The organism is Polaromonas sp. P1_H6 (genome assembly GCF_056405195.1).
The window spans coordinates 1-13335 of the sequence record NZ_JBFUCN010000034.1; the positions used below are offsets into that span (position 1 = coordinate 1).

General features: G+C 64.7%; 12 protein-coding genes. 1 reads left to right on the plus strand and 11 read right to left on the minus strand.

Translation table 11 applies throughout. The features are described from left to right. Positions 1-258: 258 nt before the first annotated feature. From otsA to AC1D1F_RS22110, 7 genes are all read right to left on the minus strand, one after another. Entirely contained in the window at positions 259-1641 is a 1383-nt protein-coding gene (gene otsA / locus AC1D1F_RS22080; RefSeq protein WP_477678298.1) for an alpha,alpha-trehalose-phosphate synthase (UDP-forming), read from the minus strand. After that, positions 1638-3497: a glycoside hydrolase family 15 protein gene (locus tag AC1D1F_RS22085; RefSeq protein ID WP_477678297.1), complete on the minus strand. Its 1860-nt coding sequence runs from the start codon at positions 3495-3497 to the stop codon at positions 1638-1640. Before AC1D1F_RS22085 ends, otsA begins: the two co-directional genes overlap by 4 nt. Next, positions 3494-4321: a trehalose-phosphatase gene (gene otsB, locus AC1D1F_RS22090; protein ID WP_477678296.1), complete on the minus strand. Its 828-nt coding sequence runs from the start codon at positions 4319-4321 to the stop codon at positions 3494-3496. The genes AC1D1F_RS22085 and otsB overlap by 4 nt, the downstream gene beginning before the upstream one ends. A gap of 55 nt (positions 4322-4376) precedes the next feature. Further along, on the minus strand, positions 4377-5675 hold the full coding sequence (locus AC1D1F_RS22095) for a multifunctional CCA addition/repair protein (RefSeq protein WP_477678295.1): 1299 nt from the start codon (positions 5673-5675) through the stop codon (positions 4377-4379). A gap of 178 nt (positions 5676-5853) precedes the next feature. Next, on the minus strand, positions 5854-6159 hold the full coding sequence (locus AC1D1F_RS22100; protein WP_477652932.1) for an NIPSNAP family protein: 306 nt from the start codon (positions 6157-6159) through the stop codon (positions 5854-5856). Between the two features lie 12 nt (positions 6160-6171). After that, the gene (locus AC1D1F_RS22105; protein WP_477696488.1) at positions 6172-6930 is read right to left on the minus strand and encodes a glutathione S-transferase family protein; all 759 of its coding nucleotides are present in this window, start codon (positions 6928-6930) and stop codon (positions 6172-6174) included. 254 nt (positions 6931-7184) lie between these two features. Continuing rightward, a complete protein-coding gene (locus AC1D1F_RS22110; RefSeq protein ID WP_477675070.1) occupies positions 7185-8141 on the minus strand; it encodes a complex I NDUFA9 subunit family protein in 957 nt (318 codons plus the stop codon). A gap of 182 nt (positions 8142-8323) precedes the next feature. Between AC1D1F_RS22110 and AC1D1F_RS22115 the strand changes: the two genes are divergently transcribed. After that, entirely contained in the window at positions 8324-8767 is a 444-nt protein-coding gene (locus tag AC1D1F_RS22115) for a hemerythrin domain-containing protein (protein WP_477675069.1), read from the plus strand. Positions 8768-8778: 11 nt separating this feature from the next. On the opposite strand, the gene AC1D1F_RS22120 is transcribed toward AC1D1F_RS22115, so the two are convergent. The 4 genes from AC1D1F_RS22120 to AC1D1F_RS22135 form a co-directional block, all read right to left on the minus strand. Beyond that, complete coding sequence (locus tag AC1D1F_RS22120; RefSeq protein WP_477675068.1) at positions 8779-9330, minus strand: MgtC/SapB family protein; 552 nt, start codon at positions 9328-9330, stop codon at positions 8779-8781. 93 nt (positions 9331-9423) lie between these two features. Then, on the minus strand, positions 9424-10008 hold the full coding sequence (locus AC1D1F_RS22125) for a YdeI/OmpD-associated family protein (RefSeq protein ID WP_477675067.1): 585 nt from the start codon (positions 10006-10008) through the stop codon (positions 9424-9426). Between the two features lie 86 nt (positions 10009-10094). Beyond that, the gene (locus tag AC1D1F_RS22130; protein WP_477675066.1) at positions 10095-11270 is read right to left on the minus strand and encodes an ABC transporter substrate-binding protein; all 1176 of its coding nucleotides are present in this window, start codon (positions 11268-11270) and stop codon (positions 10095-10097) included. A 210-nt stretch (positions 11271-11480) separates the two neighbouring features. Continuing rightward, complete coding sequence (locus AC1D1F_RS22135) at positions 11481-13334, minus strand: AMP-dependent synthetase/ligase (RefSeq protein WP_477675065.1); 1854 nt, start codon at positions 13332-13334, stop codon at positions 11481-11483. Between the last annotated feature and the right edge of the window lies 1 nt (position 13335).

Here is a 13335-nt window from a genome sequence, read left to right on the forward strand (position 1 = left end):
CCGTCCTGGCTGGGCCGAGGAGCGCAGACGTAGGCGGATCAGGGATCGCGCTTGTTTGAGCGAAGCGAGTTTGCGCGAGACCCCGCCGTAGTCGAGCACCGCAGGTTGCCCGTAGCGAAGCGTAGGGACCCAGACTGCGGGTCGCCTTTCTTTTGGGTACTTTTCTTTGGCGAAGCAAAGAAAAGTGCCTCGCCGCCGGGCGACCCCGGCCAGCAAGACTCAGCAGCAAGCGCACCGCCGGAGCAAGACCGGCCTCAACTAAGCAGGTCCCTCGTACCCGAGGGCATTAAGAAACTCCCTCCTCCACCAATGCACATCATGCTCACGAATGTTCTTGAGTAATTTCTGATGCCGCGCCTGCCGCTCCTCCAGCGGCATCTGCAGCGCGCGCTGTATGGTGTCGGCCGTGCCGTCGATGTCGTAGGGGTTGACCAGCAGCGCGTCTTCCAGCTGCTCGGCCGCGCCCGCAAAGCGCGACAGCACGAGCACCCCGGGGTCGGCGGGATCCTGGGCGGCGATAAATTCCTTGGCCACCAGGTTCATGCCGTCGCGCAGCGGCGTGACCAGCGCCACGCGCGCCACGCGGTACAGGCCGGGCAGGCGCTTGCGCGCCACGTTGCGGTGGATGTAGCGTATCGGCATCCAGTCGAGTTCGCCGAAGTTGCCGTTGGTTGCGCCGCACAGGCTTTCGAGTTCCTGCAGCAGGTCGGTGTAGGTGCCCATGTCTTCCCGGCTGGGCGAGGCGATCTGGATGAGCGTGGCGCTTCGGATGTTTTCGGGGTATTTTTTCAGCAGGGTTTCAAACGTCTTCAGCCGCTGCGGCAGGCCCTTGGAATAGTCGAGCCGCTCCACGCCCAGCAGCAGCTTGCGGCGCGAATACTCTTCTTTCATGCGCTCGTACATGTCGCGCGCATCCTGCGCGTGCGTGAGCGCCGCGAACTCGTTTACGTCTATGCCGATGGGAAAGGCGCCGGCGCGCACGGTGCGGTGAAAAGCCCTGAAGCGGTTGCCGCCCAGCGCCACGGCGCCGGCCTCGGCCTGCACGTAGCGCGAGAAATGCAGCAGGTCGTTCTCGCTCTGGAAGCCCACCAGATCGTAGGCGAACAGTGCGCGCATCAACCACTCATGCTGCGGAATGGCTGCCAGTATCTGCTGCGGCGGCAGCGGGATGTGCAGGAAAAAACCGATACGGTTGTTGCAGCCCATGGCGCGCAGTTCGGCGGCCATGGGGATCAGGTGGTAGTCGTGGATCCAGATGATGTCGTCGGGCCGGAGCAGGGACATCAGCTTGTGCGCGAACAGCCGGTTCACACGGCGGTAGGCTTCGATGAAACCGGTGTCGAAACGCGCCAGGTCCAGCCGGTAATGGAACACCGGCCACAGCACGCCGTTGCTGTAGCCCAGGTAGTAGCCCGCATGGTCTTCGGCCGACAGGTCCACCGTCGCCAGCTTGACGTTGCCGGCCTGCTGCACATGCAGCTCGCCTTCACCGGCCGCCCCGCCTTCGATGACATTGCCGCTCCAGCCGAACCACAGGCCGCCCGTGGCATTGAGCGAATCGCCCAGCGCCACGGCCAGGCCACCCGCAGCGGCCTTGCGCGGGTCCGCGACGCGGTTCGAGACGACCACCAGCCGGCTCATACTTGCGATTCCCAGGGCGTGGAAAGGCGGACTGCCGCGTTAATGATCCCCACCATCGAATACGTCTGCGGAAAATTCCCCCACATCTCGCCGGTCACGGGATGCGTGTCTTCCGACAGCAGGCCCACGTGGTTGCGAGCGGCCAGCATGGTGTTGAAAATCTCGCGGGCCTGCTCCTTGCGGCCTATGCGGGCCAGCGCGTCTATGCGCCAGAAGGTGCAGATGTTGAAGGCGGTTTCGGGTTTGCCGAAATCGTCGGGCGCTTCGTAGCGCCGCATATAGGGGCCGTCGCACAAATGGGTTTCGAGCGCGTCCACCGTCGCGATGAAGCGCGGGTCTTTGGGGTCGATAAAGCCCACTTCAATCATCAGCAGCACGCTGGCGTCGAGGTCGCCGCCGCCGAAGCTTTCGGCAAAAGACTGGCGCTCTTCGCTCCAGGACTCGCGCAGAATGCGTTCCTGCATCACCGCAGCGTGGTTTCGCCAGTAGCCGGCCCTGTCCTGTAATTTGAGTGTCACCGCTATCTTGGCCAGCCGGTCGCAGGCGGCCCAGCACATCAGGGCCGAGGAGGTGTGGATGCGCGCGCGCGTGCGCAGCTCCCACATGCCGGCGTCGGGTTTGTCGTAGTTGTGCACGGCCTGCTCGCCGACGTCTTCAAGCCGCTTGAATTCGGCAATGCCCGCGCGGTGCAACAGCCGGTGGTCGTGAAAGGACTGGGCCGCGCCCAGTATCACGTTGCCGTAGACATCGTGCTGGAAATGTTCCTGGGCCTGGTTGCCGACGCGCACCGGGCCCATGCCGCGGTAGCCGCCCAGGTGCACCATGATGGATTCGGGAAGTTCGCGCTCCAGGCCTATGCCGTAGAGCGGCTGGATGTGCCCGCCCTTGGATTGCACCACCACATTGCTGAGCCAGCGCAGGTAGTCCTCCATGGTGCCGACTTCGGAGAGGCTGTTGAGCGCGCGCACCACAAAAAAGGCGTCGCGCAGCCAGCAATAGCGGTAGTCCCAGTTGCGCTGGCTGCCGGGCGCTTCCGGAATGCTGGTGGTCATAGCTGCGACGATGGCGCCGGTATCTTCAAACAGCGAGAGCTTGAGCGTGATGGCCGCGCGTATCACGGCCTCCTGCCACTCCAGCGGAATGTGCAGGCGCTGGCTCCACTTCCTCCAGTAGGAAATGGTTTCCTGCTCAAACAGGCGCGCCGTGTCGGCGATGCCTTCGGGAAGCGATTCGTCGGCGCCGAGCAAAAAATTGTGCTCGCGCGTCAGCACAAAAGGCTGCTTTGACAGCAGGTGCGAAATCGACACGTCGGTGTTCAGGCGCAGCGTGAGCTCGTCGCCCACATAACGCAGGTGGTTGCTGCCCTGGGTGATCAGGGGCTTGCGCCGGCCCCAGTCGAAACGAATGTCCAGCGCCACGCGTATGCGCGGCGCACCGTTGATGGGCTTCACGCGGCGCACCAGCGTCATGGGCCTGAAAAAGCGCGACCGGCTGAAAAAACGCGGCGCGAAGTCGGTGATCTCTATGCCCTGGCCGTGCTTGTCGAACAGCTGGGTGCGCAGCACGGCGGTATTGGGTTCGTACCATTGCCTGGCTTCGGCGAAGTCCTCAATCTCGATGGCGAAGGCGCTGGACTGCGAGTCCTGGGCGCCGGGGCTGGTCGCATCGTCCGGCGCGGGCTGCGGCTCGAGCAGGGCGTTGAACACCGGGTCGCTGTCAAAGCGCGGCAGGCAGCACCAGACGATGCGGCCGCGCGCGTCAACCAGGGCACTGAAGCCGCAGTTGCCGATGACGCCCATGGCCAGGGACGGCTTGGCAGGCGGCTCAAAGTGCAGGGAATCGGCGGCGACGCTCATGGACGGCTTTCTGGCGCGGCGGCCGGCGTGTCGTTGGCCTCCCGCGACCTGCCGTCGAAGGCCGCATGCAGCCACTCGCGCAGCACGTCGGGCGATGCGCAGCGGTGGCGCGCGACGGTGGCGCCTTCGCCGACCTTGATGCCTTCGCCGCCCATGGCCTGGACGGCGGCGAAGCCGGCTTCGTCGGTGGTGTCGTCGCCGGCGAACAGCGGAAGGCGGCCGGCAAACGGTGCTTCGCCCATAAAGGCCCTGATCGCAAGGCCCTTGCTGACGTTCGCGGGTTTGACTTCAAAAACACATTTGCCGCGCAGCAACTCGACCCCGGGCGTGCGGTCCGCGGCCTCCTGCATGAGCTGCAGGCACAGCGATTCGAGTTCAGGCGCATGCCGGTAATGCAGTGCAACGGCCGCTTGCTTGATCTCAACACGCAACCCGTCATGGTGGGCCGCGAACTCGGTGGCGCGGCGCGCGAGCTCGGCCAGGTCCGGCTCGGCCAGGCTGACGAGGCGGCCGTGCGCGTCGCGTCGCTGCGCGCCGTGCTCGGTGGCCAGGGGGAGTTGCAAGGGCGAAAGAAAGCCGTCCAGGTCGGCCAGCCTGCGGCCCGAGACAATCGCCAGCGCGCCGCCGAGCTGGCCTGAAAGCCTGAGCAGGGCCGGAATCACGCCCGACACCAGCCGGACCGCATCGGGCTCGGGCGCCAGGTCGGCCAGGGTTCCGTCAAAGTCCAGGAAGAGAGCGGTCTGCGCGCCTATGGCCGGCAAGGGCCCGGGAAGCGGCAAGCGCGATGATGGCGAAGCCGACGATGGGGAAGGTGATAAATGCATCGCCCTTCACCTTAGCAGGGCCCCAGCCGCGTCGCTGTAGGCCGGTTTCGCTTTTTCAGGTGTTGGAGGGTGGTGGCGGCACTGTCGTGGTGGCGGGAAGCTTGTCCTGCACCGCTTTGATGCGCGCCTTGCGGATGGCATCACCCACCTGCTTGCCGTCACGTCCCTCCGCCTGCGCCGCCAGCGCCAGCGGCTGCGTTTCCACTGCCTGGGCCGCGGCCAGGGCTCCAAGCAGGTGCGTGCGCTGCGGGTAGGGTGAGTCGTGCAGGCCCAGGCGGCCGCGGGCGTCGCATTCGCAGGCCAGCAGGATGTCGGCGAAGCGCCGGGGCTTGCGAAAGGCGTCGCAGCGCTCCAGCAGGCGCACGACGGATGCGGCGTTCAGGCCTTCGCTGCGGTGGACGTTGCCGTGCTCGCGCGCCACCACGTCGGCGGTTTCGCGGCAGTCCACCGGCACGCGCAGGCGTTCGCATACGTCTTTCAGGAGTTCGGCGCTGCGATCTTCATGGCCGATGTGGCGCGGCAGGACGTCGGCCGGCGTGGTGCCCTTGCCGAGGTCGTGGCAGAGGCAGGCAAAGCGCGCTGCCAGGGGCGCCTTGAGCTGCGCCGACATGTCCAGCACCATCATCAGGTGAATGCCGGTGTCGACCTCGGGGTGGTGGCTGGCGGGCTGGGGCACGCCCCAGAGGCGCGCCACCTCGGGCAGCAGTTTGTCCAGCGCGCCGCTGTCCCGCAGCACCTCGAACATGCGGGAGGGTTTGTCTTCCATGAGCCCGCGCGCCAGTTCCTGCCACACGCGTTCGGGCACCAGCGCATCGGCTTCGCCGTCGGCCACCATGTCCCGCATCAGCGCCAGGGTCTCGGGCGCCACCGAAAAATCGGGAAAGCGGGCGGCAAAGCGGGCCAGCCGCAAGATGCGCACCGGGTCTTCGCGGAAAGCACCGGTCACGTGGCGGAGAACCTTGTCCCGCAGGTCTTTCCGGCCGTCGAAGGGGTCTATCAGCGCGGAGAAATCGGGCTCGAACTTGCCGGGTTCTCCGCCTCCGCCGCGGGCGGGCGCCGCGATGGCATTGATGGTCAGGTCGCGCCGCGCCAGGTCCTGCTCCAGCGTCACGTCGGGTTCGGCATGCACCGCAAAACCGCGGTAGCCGCGCGCGGTCTTGCGCTCGGTGCGGGCCAGCGCGTACTCTTCGCGGGTGTCGGGATGCAGGAAGACGGGGAAGTCCTTGCCCACGGGCAGGTAGCCCTGGGCCGCCAGTTCTTCGGGCGTGGCGCCCACGACCACCCAGTCGTGATCCTGCACCGGCAAGCCGAGCAAGGTATCGCGCACCGCGCCACCGACCATGAATATTTCCATGAGCCCAGTTTAGGATACTTCCCTAAACCCGATTGCCGGGCGCATGGCGGCGTTGTACGGTGCTCGGAATCCTCATGCACCGAAGTGCATTCCGGTGTCCTGCGCGCCGTACGCCTTGCCCTGCATCCCGGTAATCGACTTTATGAAAGCATCCAGCTCCCCCGCCGGAACCCGGTAGTCAGGAGAACACCGGCCGGAAGAAGCTGCGCTCGTAGCTGATGATGCAGCCCGTGGTTTCAGCGTATTTGAAAGCCGCCAGGCAATCCTGGTCCGAAAACGAACGCTGGCGGTAGCTCTCGTAGGCCGCCAGGCTGTCGAAGGTGAACAGGGCCAGCGCGATGTTGTTGGCGCCTTCGCTGGGCATGAAATAGCCGTGGTGCTTGCCGCCGAATTTTTCGACCAGCGGAATCCAAAGCTTTCCGTAGTGCTCGAACTCCTTGAGCTTGGCGGTGTTGAGCACATAGCGCAGATAAATTGTGACCATGCGGCCTCCTGTTCAGCGCTTGACGCGGTAGGGTTCTTCGAACTCGCGGAAATCGTTTTCAGCGAGCGCATCGTCTATCCAGGCCTTCACGCCGGGCAAGGCGGCCACACGCTGCATGTAGGCGCTGATGACCGGCGGCACGGGCAGGGCATAGCGGCTCAGGCGCATGCAGACGGGTGCAAAGAATGCGTCGGCGATGCTGAACTCGCCGAACAAAAACTGAGCCCCCACGGTCGACTCCGTCTCCCTGCCCCCCGAGGGGGCGCTCGCACCTTGGGGCGGCCCGGCGGTGCGAGGCCCCTTGTGCTGCTCCAGCAGCTCGGTCCACATCTCGACGATGCGCTGCACGTCGTCGCGCACGGCCGACTTGTCGCGCCAGATCAGCTGGCCCATGTCCGACAGGTCGGCCTCGATGTTCATGGGGCAGGCTGAGCGCAGCGCGCCGAAGCCGCTGTGCATTTCAGCGCAGACGCTACGCGCCCGGGCGCGCGCCTTCACGTCTTGCGGCCAGAGCTTTTTCTCGGGAAAACGTTCGGCCAGGTATTCGGCGATGGCCAGCGTGTCCCACACAACAAAACCTCCGTCGTCCAGCGCCGGCACCCGGCCGGTCGGGTTCACGCCGCCGATTTTTTCCTTGAAGCTTGAATTGGCGTCGAAGGAGTCGAAGCGCAGCTTGATTTCTTCAAAGGGAATTCCGGCCTGCTTGAGCAGCACCCAGGGGCGCATGGACCAGGAAGAGTAGTTTTTGTTGCCGATGTAGAGCTTGAGCATGGGATCCCCGTCCGCTGGTGATGAAGGTCAAAATGAAACGACTTGCGATGCTACAACCCCGCCCGCGCGCCATTGATGCAAAAAAACCGCAAAATTGATGCTGTACAACCCCACCCCCGTCCAGGCTCACTGCGTGTAGCCTGTTCCCCCCTCGAGGGGGCGGCGCCTGCGGCCCGGCAGAGCCGGTTCCGCGGCCCCCGCTGGTTGGGCTTGCAGAACCCTTCAACCGCGTGGGGCCTGCTCCACCATGAGGCTCAGAACCTTCCCGCCGTCTTGCGCTTGGCCGTGAGCCCGCTGCGCAGGCCTTGCTCGCCCAGGTAGGAAGGCCCGATGGCTTCCAGCGATGCCGGCTGTATGCCCAGCGCCTGAAGGCCGGGCAGCTTGCCGGTGGCGACGTTGTCGCTGGCCATGGCGTCAAGGTTGTCGCGGCTGAGCATGGGCTCGCCGGGGGCCAGTTCCATGAGGCGTGCCTGCAGGCGGCCCAGCGCGGCGGGCAGCGCGACCACCGGCCGGCCCTTGCCGCCGTTCACGCCGGCGTAGCGGCCCGCCAGTCCCATGAGCTGCCGCAGCGTGAACACGTCGGGGCCGCAGGCTTCGTAAATCTGTCCCACGGTGTCGGCATCCTGCAGGCAGTGCACGATGGCCTGCGCCACGTCCTCCACCCACACGGGCTGCAAGCGCGCATCGGCGGCGGCCAGCGGAATCACCGGGAACAGCCGCTGCAGCCGCGCGAAGGTGTTGAGGAATTTGTCCTCGGTGCCGAAGATCACGCTGGGCCGCAGCACGGTCACGTCCAGCCCGGTGCTCAGCATCACGGCCTCGCCGCGCGCCTTGCTGCGCTGGTACATGGACGGCGAGCCGGGCGAAGCGCCCAGCGCGCTGATGTGGACGATGCGCCGCAGCCCGCTGGCTTCGCAGGCGCGGGCCAGTTCCAGCGGCAACTGCACATGCGCCTTGTCGAACGCGGCTTGCGAGCCGTTCAGGATAGCGACCAGGTTGACGACGGCGTCGTGGCCGGCCAGCAGCGGTGCCAGCGAACTGCTGTCGTGGGCGTCGGCTTCTATCACATCGACCAGCGGCAGCATCTGCAGGTGGCGTGCGTTGCTTTGCCGCCGCGTGACGACGGTGACGCGGCACTGGCGTTGCGCGAGTTTTTCACAGACATGGCGCCCGACAAAGCCGGTGCCGCCCAGGAGCAGGATTTTGTTCATAGGCCCTAATTTAGCGCTTTTGCCGCGCCTTGCCGCCGGTGAAATGCTTCGCAAGCCATTTCGGTGCCGCAGTTAAAGCGGAATGCGGGTTGGGCGCTATCAATTAGATAGCGGCGGAGGCCCTCCGCGGAATCCGGTCTTGGCCTACACGCGCCGGCGGGCGCTGTCCGCATACTTTCCGGATGAATATCTTTGAAGCACTGCGAACCAGCCACGACACCCAGCGCGCCCTGGCCGACCACCTGATCAAGACACAAGGCGACAGCCCGGACCGCGATTCCCTTTTCAAGGAGCTCCGGCGTGAGCTGGCGGCGCACGCGGCGGCTGAGGAGCGATTTTTTTATGTCCCGCTGATCGCCCACGACATGACGCAGGAGCCTTCGCGGCACGGCATCGCGGAGCACCACCAGATGGACAAGCTGGTGGAGACGCTGGCGGGCACCGACTTCAGTTCGCCGGGCTGGCTGGCCACGGCGAAAGAGCTGCACCACAAGATCCATCACCACCTTGAAGACGAAGAGCAGGGAATTTTCCAGCTCGCGGGCAAGGTGCTCAGCGAGGCCGAGAAACTCTCGCTGGCCAAGGGTTACGAAGGGGAGTTCGTTTCGCAGCGCACCAAGGACTAAGCAGGCCCGGCCTATGGCTTGTCCGTGTGGGTGCCTTCATCGGGCTTGAGCAGCGGCTCGGGTTTTTCCATCAGCCGCACCAGCCTCGGCACCACCGCCAGGATTCCCAGCGCCAGCAAGGTGCTAAGGACCGCCGTCGCTTCGCGTCCCATGCCGGCCGCCACGCCTATGGCCGCGGTCAGCCAGATGCCGGCGGCTGTCGTCAGGCCTTTGACCTGTTCTTCGTCGTCGCTGTGGCCCTTGATGTGGCCTTTGAGGATGGCGCCCGCGCCCAGGAAGCCAACACCGGCGATGATGCCTTGAATCACACGGCTCAGGTCGGCGCTCAGCATGCCGGTTTGCGCCGACACCAGCACAAACATCGCGGCGCCCATGGCCACCAGCATGTGGGTGCGCACACCGGCGGCCTTGCCCTTTTGTTCGCGTTCCATGCCCAGCAGGCCGCCCAGCAAGGCCGCCAGCACCAGGCGCAGCATGACGCGAGTGGCCTGTTCGGCATCGGGCAAATCCGAGAACTCCGAGGCGATGGTTTCGCCGATCTGCTGCCACCAGCTGGACGCCATGCGGACTCCTTTTCACGTGTTTGGTTTGTGGATGGGTGTCCTGTCCAATGTACCGTTTACACCTCGCGGCGTCAGCAGAAGCCCTGCCTGCCTTCAGGGATGGATTTTTTCCCCGCGCTGCAGCATGCCGAAAAACAGCGCGAGCCGGCGTTCGCGTGTCTCGGCTTTCTTGGCGGTCTGAAGCCTGAACAGGATGGCGAAGCGGTTGCGTGAATCGAGAGATTCAAAAAAGGCCCTGGCCTTGGGTTTTTTGGCCAGCAGGGCGGCCAGGTCGTCGGGCACGGTGATCTTGCTTTGCCCATCGTAGGCGGCGTCCCAGCGGCCGTCGGCTTTGGCGCGCTCGACCTCGGCCAGGCCCGCGGGCTGCATCCGGCCCGACGCGATCAGCGCCATGGCTTTGTCGCAATTGATCTTGGACCAGGTGCTGCGTGCGCGGCGCGGCGTGAACTTCTGCAGAAAGAACTGCGCGTCCAGTGCGTTGCGCTGGCCGTCTATCCAGCCCTGGCAGAGGGCTTCTTCCAGCGCCTCGGCATGGGTGGTGGAGGCGATGCCGGAATCCTTCTTGGCGATCTTCAGCCAGATGCCGGCGCTGCCCGCATGGTGTTTTTTCAGCCAGGTAGCCCAGCTCTTCGTGGTTTTGCAGTGGAGCGTGGCGAGGGTGTCGGGTGAGGCGGGCATGCGGCATTGTGCGCGACATGCTCGCTTCGCGACAAGCCCATGAAAAAACCGCCCTGAGGCGGTTTTCGAGGGCTGAGGAACGGCGCTTAGTGCGTGATGTAGTCCGACACCACTTTCCAGCGCGCATCCTGCAGCAGCGACAGGCGCGACTGGTTGTTGCCCAGGCGTTTTTGCGGGCCGAACTTCGCTTCGGAGCTGCCGAAGATGTCGGCCGGGATCACCATGGTGTCCATGGCCTTGATGAAGCTGTCGGTCGACAGGTTGGCGCCGGCCTTCTGCGAGGCGCGGATAAAGGCGTCGACCACCGTGTAGCCGTAGACCGAGAACACGGTCGGGTCTTCGTTGAAGGCGGTCTTGTACTTGTTGGCCCAGAAGCGGATGGGTTGCGAGGCCTCGTCCAGGTAGGGGTTTTGCACCGTCATGGTCGCGTAGAGGCCGTCCATGGCCTTGCCGCCCAGCTTGTGGATCAGGTCGGTGTAGGCCGCGCTGGAGCCCAGGAAGACCGGGTTGTAGCCCAGCTTGCGCGCCGTGCCTATGCCGCCTATGGTTTCACGGATGATGGTGCCCAGCACCACCAGGTCGCATTCGGAGGCCTTGAGCTTGGCGACCTGCGACGAGAAGTCGGTGGCGCCGCGCTTGAAGGAGGTTTTCTCGACCATGGTCATGCCAATGGCCTTGAGGCCGTCGTCGGCGCCGCGCTGCACTTCCAGGCCGAACTCGTCGTCCTGGTACATGGAGCAGACCTTCTTGGCGTTCTTTTCCTTGACCAGTTTGGGCACGGCGGCCTTCATCTGGTCGTAGTAGGTGGCGGCGAAGGAATACTTGAGCTTGTGGAAGGGCTCGTACATCTCGCGGGCGGCCGTCACCGGGAAGAAGTTGATGACGTTTTTCTCGAACTGCACCGGCATGGCGGCCAGGTTCTGCGCCGTGCCCAGGTGGCCCACCATGGCGAAGATCTTGTCCTGGTTCACCAGTTTTTGCGCCGCCAGCACCGCTTTCTTGGGGTCGTAGCCCGAGTCTTCGACGATGAGCTTGATCTTGCGGCCGTTGATGCCGCCTTGCTCATTGAGTTCATCCACGCGCAGGGTCATGCCATTGCGTATCTGCTTGCCGAAGCCCGCCAGCGGCCCCGACAGGTCCTGGATGGAGCCCAGCGTGATTTCGGTTTTGCTGACGCCCTGGCTTTGCGCCCACGCAGGCGCGGCCGACAGGGCGGCGGCACAGGCCAGCGCGGAAAGGGCGGTGCTTGATGTCAGTTTCATGGTTTGTCTCCTTAAAGGTTCATGGTTCTTGTTCACTCGTTCGCGGTGCTTAGGGCTTATTCAGGAATAATTTGCACGTTTTGCCTGCCAGCTTCGGGCGATCTGCGGCGTTGCAAATCGCTTGTGTAGCTGGGCTACACGGCACGCCTTGCGCCTTGCATCTCATCCCGAATCTGTGGTCCAAACGCACAACTTACTCCTGAATGGGCCCTAGTACATGGCCTCGATGTGCGGGGCATATTTTTGTTCTACGAGCTTGCGCTTGAGCTTCATGGTCGGCGTGAGTTCTTCGTCCTCCGCCGTGAGCTGCGTGTCGAGCAGGAAAAATTTCTTGATCTGCTCGACCCGCGCAAATTTTTTGTTGACCCGGTCGATTTCCGACTGGATCAATTCTTGCACTTCGGCCGCCCGCGTCAAGCTGGCGTAATTACTGAAGGGTATGTCCGCATCCTGGGCGAATTTCTCGACGTTTTCCTGGTCGATCATGATGATGCAGGTGAGGTAGGGCCGCTTGTCGCCTATGACCACCGCGTCGGTGACGTAGGGCGAGAACTTGAGCTCGTTCTCGAGCTCGCTGGGCGTGACGTTCTTGCCGCCGGCCGTGATGATGATGTCCTTCATCCGGTCGGTGATCCTGAAATAGCCCTCCTCGTCCACCACGCCCACGTCACCGGTGTGCAGCCAGCCCTCCGTATCTATGGTTTCGGCGGTCTTTTCGGGCTGGTTCAGGTAGCCCATGAAGACGTTGGGACCCCGCACCAGGATTTCGCCGGTGGCCGGGTCCAGTCGCATTTCGTTGTAGCCGGCCGCCGGGCCTATGGAGCCGGGCTTCATGCGGCTGGCCGGCACGCCGCTGGCGGCGCCGCAGGTCTCCGTCATGCCCCAGACCTCCAGCATGGGAACGCCCAGCGCCATGTACCACTTGACCAGGTCAGGCGAAATCGGCGCCGCGCCCGTGACGCAAAAGCGCGCGCGGTGTATGCCGATGAGCTTGCGCGTGTTGTTGAGCGCCAGCCAGCGCGCCAGCGTGAACTGGAGCCTGAGCGCGGTGCCGACGGGCCGGCCCGCCAGCACGGTGTCGGCGATGCGCATGCCCACGCCTATGCTCCAGGCGTAGGCCGCCTGCTGCAGCCAGCTGGCTTCCTTGAGCGCGATCATCACGCCGGAATAGAACTTTTCCCACACGCGCGGCACGGCGGTGAACACGGTGGGCGCGATCTCGCGCACGTTCTCGGGAATGGTCTCGGGGTTTTCGACGAAGTTGAGTTTGGCGCCGGCGTACAGCGAAAAATACTCGCCGCCCATGCGCTCGGCGATATGGCACAGCGGCAAAAAGCACATGCGTTCGTCGTTTTCATCCTGTGCCACCAGCGTGTTGTAGCCGCGCGCGGTGAACACCAGGCCGTGCTGGCTGTGCATGGCGCCCTTGGGTTTGCCGGTGGTGCCCGAGGTGTAGACCAGGATGGCGAGGTCTTCGGGCCGGCACGCGGCGGCGCGTTCCTTGACCGCATCGGGATGGTCCGCCAGGTAAGCGCGGCCCAGCGCGCGAAGCGCGTCCAGGCTCATCACCCCCGGGTCGTCCAGCTCGCGCAGGCCTTCCATGTCGAACACGATCACCTGGCGCAGCAACGGCAGTTGCGGCCGGACTTCCAGCGCCTTGTCGAGCTGCTCGTCGTCCTCGACGAAGAGCAGCGTGGTGCGCGAGTCCTCACAGAGGTAGTGCACCTGCGAGGCGGCATCGGTCGGATAGATGCCGTTGCAGACGCCGCCGCAGCTCAGCACGGCGATGTCGGCCAGCACCCAGTCAACGATGGTGTTGGAGAGGATGGAGGCGCATTCGCCGCGCGCAAAACCCAGGCTCAGCAGCCCGGCCGCGATCTCGCGCACCGCATCGCCGGTCTGGGTCCAGCTCCAGCTGCGCCAGATGCCCAGCTTTTTCTGCCGCATCCAGGTCTTGTTGCCGCGCTGCGCCACCGCGTTCCAGAACACGGCGGGAATCGTGTCGCCCGGCATGACGATGGCATGTTCGGGCTTGATGTGGCTGAGGTCCCAGAGATTGCTCATT